At 51.6% G+C, this 7,922-nt stretch carries 6 protein-coding genes and 1 rRNA gene; 1 reads left to right on the top strand and 6 read right to left on the bottom strand.

Features of this window, described 5'->3' with window-relative positions:
• Positions 1-77: 77 nt before the first annotated feature.
• The 6 genes from vanT to metA form a co-directional block, all read right to left on the bottom strand.
• Entirely contained in the window at positions 78-1,202 is a 1,125-nt protein-coding gene (vanT, locus tag I2G69_RS01840) for a serine racemase VanT catalytic subunit (RefSeq protein WP_191362186.1), read from the bottom strand.
• Positions 1,169-2,203, bottom strand: a complete 1,035-nt coding sequence (locus I2G69_RS01845; protein ID WP_195560101.1) for an acyltransferase family protein — start codon at positions 2,201-2,203, stop codon at positions 1,169-1,171. The genes vanT and I2G69_RS01845 overlap by 34 nt, the downstream gene beginning before the upstream one ends.
• The gene (locus I2G69_RS01850; RefSeq protein ID WP_191395303.1) at positions 2,193-2,963 is read right to left on the bottom strand and encodes a D-alanyl-D-alanine carboxypeptidase family protein; all 771 of its coding nucleotides are present in this window, start codon (positions 2,961-2,963) and stop codon (positions 2,193-2,195) included. The genes I2G69_RS01845 and I2G69_RS01850 overlap by 11 nt, the downstream gene beginning before the upstream one ends.
• On the bottom strand, positions 2,960-4,111 hold the full coding sequence (gene vanG, locus I2G69_RS01855) for a D-alanine--D-serine ligase VanG (protein ID WP_195560102.1): 1,152 nt from the start codon (positions 4,109-4,111) through the stop codon (positions 2,960-2,962). Before vanG ends, I2G69_RS01850 begins: the two co-directional genes overlap by 4 nt.
• A gap of 204 nt (positions 4,112-4,315) precedes the next feature.
• On the bottom strand, positions 4,316-4,846 hold the full coding sequence (locus I2G69_RS01860; RefSeq protein WP_191362182.1) for a GNAT family N-acetyltransferase: 531 nt from the start codon (positions 4,844-4,846) through the stop codon (positions 4,316-4,318).
• Between the two features lie 3 nt (positions 4,847-4,849).
• Entirely contained in the window at positions 4,850-5,773 is a 924-nt protein-coding gene (gene metA, locus I2G69_RS01865) for a homoserine O-acetyltransferase MetA (RefSeq protein WP_087233055.1), read from the bottom strand.
• A gap of 475 nt (positions 5,774-6,248) precedes the next feature.
• Between metA and I2G69_RS01870 the strand changes: the two genes are divergently transcribed.
• Positions 6,249-7,763: ribosomal RNA gene (locus tag I2G69_RS01870) — 16S ribosomal RNA — on the top strand.
• Positions 7,764-7,922: the final 159 nt, after the last annotated feature.

Genomic DNA, 7,922 nt, shown 5'->3' on the forward strand with positions numbered 1-7,922 from the left:
TGTTGGGCTTCCAAAGAAAAAGCAGTGCCATGCCCAAGGAGAGGGCAGCGCACTGCTTTTCTGTTTTGGGACAGAGGTCAAGCACGGACCTCGATGCGCTCCAGGCGGCTTCCCAGTCGGCTGAGGATTTCATTGGAAATCGTGCCGGACTGCTCAGCCAAGTCGCTGGCGGAAATCTGTTGGATGCCGGAGCTTCCGATCAGGACGGCTTCATCCCCCGGCGCCACATTTGGAATGCCGGTGACATCGATGAAAAGTTGATCCATACAGATGCGTCCAACGATGGGGACCTTTTGCCCATGGAGAAGCGCATATCTGGTCTGGGAGCCATTGCGTGGAATCCCATCCGCGTAACCGATGGAAACAACGGCAATGGTCCGCTCGGAAGCAGCCGTAAATGCCCGGCCGTATCCGGCGGCTTCACCGGGAGACAATGTTTTGACGCATTCTACCCTGGCTTTTAAGGAGAGAACCGGCCGCAGGTCGGCGGCTGCGCGCACACGATCGTTCGGACGGCTTAGGACTCCATAGAGTGCAATGCCGGTCCGCGCATAATCGAAGGAAGGTTCATAATCGTTCAAAATTCCGTAGCTGCTCTGGATATGTGTTTTAAACCCGTATATGCCGCTTTTATGGAGCACATCCACCACGGACCGAAACCGCTTGATTTGCAGCTGGGTAAAGGCGCGCTCCTCCGCTGTTGTCCCGTCGGACACGCACAGATGGGAGTAGACGCCGGTGATTTTCAAATGGGGAAAGCTCCAAATGGCGCGGATTTTTTCGATTGCATCGCTGCGTTCCCCCAAACGCCGCATACCGGTGTCGATGCCCACATGTACCGGAAGTGCCTTTCCATAGTCGTTTAAAACCTGGGCATAGGGATAGTCGATGACCGTTTGGACGAGGTTGTAATGGGCCAGTTCATTGAATTGGGAGGGATGGGTATAGCCCAATACGAGGATCTGTCCCGTAATGCCGGCCAGCCGGAGTTCGATCCCTTCCTGCACGGTGGCAACACAAAAATCGGAGATCCCCATATCCTGTAACGCTTTGCCGACGAGGGCCGCGCCATGGCCATAGGCGTTCGCCTTGATCGCTGGCATCATGGCGGTATGCTTTGGAAGAATCCGCTGAAGTTCTCGGACATTATGGGCCAAGTTTTCCCGGCTCAGCTCGATCCAGGCCCTACCTTTTTGGCACATACCGCGTTCCTCCTTTCCTTCAAAAATAAGACGGCTGCCACCAGCCCAAGCGATACAACGCAGACAGCCGAATAGTGTATCATTGAGTTTTCAACAAACAGCTTAGTTGTGCCGGTGATTTTGGCAGCTCCGCGCACAAGAACGATCACAGCCGGATGGATCAGATAGAACAGGGTGCAACCGCCGTGCACCCAACGGGGTGCTTGTCCGGGTATCCGCAGCAACATTTGGAACAGAAAATACAGGACTGGCAACAGAGAAAGATACATGCTGTTGTGCCGTTGCAGGTGCAGAAGATCGGTCAAATACCCTTCGATCAGCAAGAAAACGACAGAGATCGGAAGCCCCCACCGGCAAGCGGTTTTGGAACAGCGGTTTCTGGGATTGGCAATGGCCATGCCGAGCAATAGATAGATGGGTGCGAAAAAAATACCGTTGCGCGTATAATTGCTGATGGAGAAGATGCCGTCATAACACGCTTTAAGTGCGGGAATCTGCTGGATTAGCCCATAATAGCTGTCACCGGCAAGGCCAATCAGATAAGCAATCCCTGCGTAGATCCACCCAGCCCGCATGGACCGCTTGGCGAGGATCGCCACAAGGAGGCACCCGAGGATTACCGCCGGAAAGTACCACAGATGGTAAAACGTCCCATCAAATAGAAGGGCTTTAAAAAATTCCAGTACGTTTTTGGGAAGGTTCCCTGCATACCAATTGATCGGGAAATAGAAGAGGGTGGCAGCCAGATAGAGCAGCGTGTTTTGTCTTAAGAATCGGACGAGGCGGCGCTTGTCCCGAAATCCGCTCTTCGCATACGGCGCCAATACAAAGAAGCCGGTTGTCATCAGGAAAAAGGGAACCGCTATACGGCCGAGACAGTAGGTGAACAGGACGTCCCCCACGCGGTTCCAAGTCGAAAAGGGGGCGATGTGGATTGCCGCAACCATCAGGGCGGCGGGAATCCGGAACAGGTCCACACCTGCGTAATTTTTAGCCTTCATGGGGACTTCTCCAAAGGGTCAGAACGATGCCGCCCGCGTTGGTGCCGGAGAGGGAATAGGACATCGAGTCCGGGATTTCCACCGTTGTTTCTGCCTGCTTTTCCATGGGAACATAGAACAGTTCAAAGTCAATCCCACGCAAGCGATACGAAAACGGATGACCGGGAGCGGTGGCGTTTTTTAAAAAGGAAAGATACTCTTCCAAAACCCAATGCTTCTCTGTGATCACAACCGAATGGGGAACACCGACGAAGCGGAAGTGCCATGGCTCCGCCGCGATGCCTGTCAAGGATTCCTTGCCGCTGAGATACCGTTCTATAAATCCAAACTGCGGAGCCAGTTGCCGGAACTTTTGGAAGATGCCTGTGTGCGGAAAGTCCGGACAGATAAAATCAATCCGGGCACTTTGTGCCGCCAGATCAATGGCGAGCCCGGTCTGATGTTCACTGTGTCCGGGGAGGGCGACATACTTCTGGGTGAATGCCAGCCCCTCCTTTGCCTGCGTATCCCTCCAGATTTCCTCCTGTTCTTCCTGGGTGCGGAAACCGCTGACAGCGGTCACCTGTTTCCAACCGTCGAGGGTGGCGATTAGACGTTGCAGAGACTGTGCGGCATGGGACTGCAAAAGAATGTCCGGTTGATCGGGAAGCGCTGGGGTCATCTCCGGGAGCACTGGAAATGGGGGCAGGGGATGTCCGGGAGCAACCAGAAGAAGGTCGCCGTGAGAAATATTCTCCTGCCTGAGAAGAACCGGTTTCATATGGATACCCCCGTTTCCAATAGACGTTGGATGATCTCTGTGAAGGAGAGGCCGATTTCTTTCAGCATATTGGGATAGCGGCTGTGGGAGGTAAATCCGGGAATGGTGTTGACCTCATTGAAGTAAATGCGGCCCTCCGGCGTCAAGAACAAGTCCACCCTGGCGAATCCATTGCATCCCAAAATGCGGAAAATCTTTTTGGCGACCGACTGAATCTCTTCTGTCTTATGGTCCGATATGCGGGCGGGAACATGGATTTTTGCGTGCTTTAACGTGTATTTTTCCGTATAGTTGAAGAAGCCGCCGGAAAGCTCAATTTCATCCACAGCGCCGACGGTTAGATGGTCCGTCCCCAGGATGGCGCATCCCACTTCAAACCCCGGGATGGTTTCTTCTAGGAGGACCGCCGAATCGTGCAAAAATGCATGTTCGATGGCGGGAAACAGTTCCTCAACGGCGTGTACTTTGGTGATGCCAAAGGAGGAGCCCGATCGGACGGGTTTTACAAACAGGGGATAGCCCAGCGTTTCTGCGGCTTGTTGAAGCGATTCCCTGTTGAACGGGGGCCGGACCAAAAAGGACAGGGGAACGGCGATCCCTTCCGCCGCCACCAGGCGATGGGCCATTTCTTTGTTCATACATACAGCGGAACTCAAGAGATCGCATCCGACGACCGAGATACCGGCCAATTCCAAAAGCCCCTGTACGGTTCCGTCCTCTCCGTTTTTCCCGTGGAGGATGGGGAGCGCTGCGTCCAAAGAAACCGTCTGTAGAATGCCGTTGTCCATATAATGAAATCCGTGGATGGACTGATCTGTGGAGGGAAAGATCGGGATGCAGAAGTCCTCCGAAAACCAGCTATCGTTTAGAATGCGCTCTGGGTCCCCGCGGTACCAAAACCATTGGCCGGTATGCGGATGAAGGCCAATCCATATGCATGCATAAGCAGACGAATCTATATGGGTAATCACGGAATAGGCGGATTGTAGAGAAACACTATATTCTGTGGAACAGCCGCCAAACAAAATGGCCAGTTTCTTTCTGCGCTCCGAACACTCCAGAGGTGTTTGACTGGTGTGCAGGTGTTGAGACAAATTTGTGAGATCATCGGGGGATGGAGCGACCGTTGTCCGATGAAAGGTGTTCATTTGTAAAGCCTCCTTTGGGAAAGACAACAGAGAAGCGTGCCGTTCCCCTGTGTCCAATCGTACAGAAATACATATTTTAAACAGAAACGAAAAAGATCGCCCCTGTTCGGTCTTTATTCTACCGAACAGGGGCGATCTTTCCTTTAAGATTCACTTGTCGACTTCTTAAGAAACCAAGAAGGACTTATTAAGATTTTCTGAAGGTTATAAATAGAGGTTCATCCATTTTGCATCTACAAAACGGCCGTCCTCTAAATGGAAAAAGCGGGGATAACACCCGACCTCTTGAAAGCCATAGCGCTGATACAAACGGATTGCACGCACATTTTCGGCATTGACCGTCAGGCCGATCACTTGAATTTGTTTGGAATTCCGGGCAAATTGCAAGAGCTGCTCCATCAATGCCTGGGCGATTCCCGTCCCCCAATAGGACTTCCTTGCCGAGATGGACAGTTCACTCGTATGGCAGAGGCGCAGCGCTTCCGCTGCGGTGAGATTCCCCATGGCGGCCAGCTGTCCATGCACATATACGACCAGCAAAATACGGTTGGAGGATTGGAAACTTTTAATGTAGGCTTCCTCCTCGGCGGCAGACATGGAAAATGTGTCTTTGCCGAAGGTCAAAAAGTCGCTCTCTCCTCCGATACAACGGAGATAGTCGATCATATCTTCCGCATCGGAAGGAACCGCTTCCCGCAATTCGGCGGGTCTGCCATCCTTTAGAGAAAAGATCATCCTTTATACCTCTCGCAAATCCTTTAAGTCATAAGGGGTCTGCTGATAAACATAGTAGTTCAGCCAATTGGCAAAGAGCAGATGCGCATGGCTGCGCCAAGTAAAACGCGGCTGCAAGCTGGGATCGTCATTCGGAAAGTAGTTTTCTGGAATGTGTGGCTTTAATCCTTTGCGCACATCGCGGAAATATTCGTTGGCCAGGGTGTCGCGATCGTATTCGCCGTGCCCGGTGACAAAAAATTGGCGCCCGTCCTTTTTGGCCACCAGATGGACACCGGCCGCGCTGGAGGTGGACAGGATCATCAGTTCATCGTGCTGTTTGATGTCGTCCCGACGAATTTCCGTATTTCGGGAATGCGGGACATAAAAGCTGTCGTCGAACCCACGAACCAATGGATGGTGTGGGTCCAACACACGGTGCAGATAAACGCCGCTCAATTTTTGTGGCAATTGATATTTGGGGATTCCATAGTGATAGTAAAGCCCGGCCTGCGCGCCCCAACAGATATGTAGGGTGGAGTAGACGTTCTTCCGGCTCCAATCCATAATCTCACAGAGCTCCGGCCAGTAGTCCACCTCTTCGAACGGCATGTTTTCAACGGGTGCGCCTGTGATAATCATGCCGTCGAATTTCTCGTTTTTCAAATCCTTAAAGGTTTTATAAAAGGTATTGAGATGGGAAGCAGAGGTGTTCTTCGAAACATGGGAGGCCATCTGCATCAATTCGACATCAACCTGTAACGGCGTGTTGCTCAAAACGCGCAGCAATTGCGTTTCGGTTACGGGTTTGATCGGCATCAAGTTGAGAATGACAATCTTGAGTGGACGGATATCCTGCATATTGGCGCGTTCATGCGTCATGACAAAGATGTTTTCTCCCTCTAATACTTTAATAGCGGGCAATTCCGCTTGTATTTTAATAGGCATATTATTTCGCTCGATTCTTTTTGGATTTTGGGGTATAATCGAAAGGTAAATAGGACATATTACTTTTAAGTATACCAAATTGACAGGAAAACCGCAATATAATTGGTAGAAAGGGACAGACATAAAATAAATGTAAAAAAAGCGTTGACATTGGGGAACGAGTGTGATATTATAGTGAAGCCGTCGAGAGAGACAGAAAAAATGCTTGACACCATAAAGCGAATGTGATATGATGTTAAACATCACCTCTGAACTTGATCGAAGAGGCGAAGGACCTTGAAAATTAAACAACGTTACGAAATGAAGGACCCGTAATGACTTTGAGAGAGACGGGAACATCCGGAAGGATGTGAACGGAACTTTCGGACGAATGAGAATCCAGACTCAACAAACTGGAATACACGTTAGTGTATCGAGATAGAGCTTTTCAAAAACTCTAAAGATTTAAACGCTCCTCTGGGGCGATTAAATACAATTTTTAGAGAGTTTGATCCTGGCTCAGGACGAACGCTGGCGGCGTGCCTAACACATGCAAGTCGAACGGACGAGAGGGAGCTTGCTCCCTCAAGTTAGTGGCGGACGGGTGAGTAACGCGTGAGTAACCTGCCTTTCAGAGGGGAATAACATTCTGAAAAGGATGCTAATACCGCATAACATCGTAGTATCGCATGGTACAGCGATCAAAGGAGCAATCCGCTGAAAGATGGACTCGCGTCCGATTAGCTAGTTGGCGGGATAAAGGCCCACCAAGGCGACGATCGGTAGCCGGACTGAGAGGTTGATCGGCCACATTGGGACTGAGACACGGCCCAGACTCCTACGGGAGGCAGCAGTGGGGGATATTGCACAATGGGGGAAACCCTGATGCAGCAACGCCGCGTGAAGGAAGAAGGTCTTCGGATTGTAAACTTCTGTCCTCAGGGAAGATAATGACGGTACCTGAGGAGGAAGCTCCGGCTAACTACGTGCCAGCAGCCGCGGTAATACGTAGGGAGCGAGCGTTGTCCGGATTTACTGGGTGTAAAGGGTGCGTAGGCGGATCTGCAAGTCAGTAGTGAAATCCCAGGGCTTAACCCTGGAACTGCTATTGAAACTGTGGGTCTTGAGTGAGGTAGAGGCAGGCGGAATTCCCGGTGTAGCGGTGAAATGCGTAGAGATCGGGAGGAACACCAGTGGCGAAGGCGGCCTGCTGGGCCTTAACTGACGCTGAGGCACGAAAGCATGGGTAGCAAACAGGATTAGATACCCTGGTAGTCCATGCCGTAAACGATGATTACTAGGTGTGGGTGGTCTGACCCCATCCGTGCCGGAGTTAACACAATAAGTAATCCACCTGGGGAGTACGGCCGCAAGGTTGAAACTCAAAGGAATTGACGGGGGCCCGCACAAGCAGTGGAGTATGTGGTTTAATTCGAAGCAACGCGAAGAACCTTACCAGGTCTTGACATCCTGCTAACGAGGTAGAGATACGTTAGGTGCCCTTCGGGGAAAGCAGAGACAGGTGGTGCATGGTTGTCGTCAGCTCGTGTCGTGAGATGTTGGGTTAAGTCCCGCAACGAGCGCAACCCCTGCTATTAGTTGCTACGCAAGAGCACTCTAATAGGACTGCCGTTGACAAAACGGAGGAAGGTGGGGACGACGTCAAATCATCATGCCCCTTATGACCTGGGCTACACACGTACTACAATGGCCGTTAACAGAGAGAAGCAAAACTGCGAAGTGGAGCAAAACTCTAAAAGCGGTCCCAGTTCGGATCGTAGGCTGCAACCCGCCTACGTGAAGTTGGAATTGCTAGTAATCGCGGATCATCATGCCGCGGTGAATACGTTCCCGGGCCTTGTACACACCGCCCGTCACACCATGGGAGCCGGTAATACCCGAAGTCAGTAGTCTAACCGCAAGGGGGACGCTGCCGAAGGTAGGATTGGCGACTGGGGTGAAGTCGTAACAAGGTAGCCGTATCGGAAGGTGCGGCTGGATCACCTCCTTTCTATGGAGAAACGATTGGTTGGAAGACTGATCTAATCCAAGGTCAGGCATTACGGAAACATTTCAAAACGTTGTTTAATTTTGAAGGCCCTTCAAGGCTGAGCCTTGACGCACGGCCCGCCAGGAAGCTGGCAGGAAGTGGGAAGCTGAGAGAGGCGGG

This window comes from Anaeromassilibacillus sp. D41t1_190614_C2 (assembly GCF_015558525.1).
In the GTDB taxonomy this organism is placed as follows: domain Bacteria; phylum Bacillota; class Clostridia; order Oscillospirales; family Acutalibacteraceae; genus Anaeromassilibacillus; species Anaeromassilibacillus stercoravium.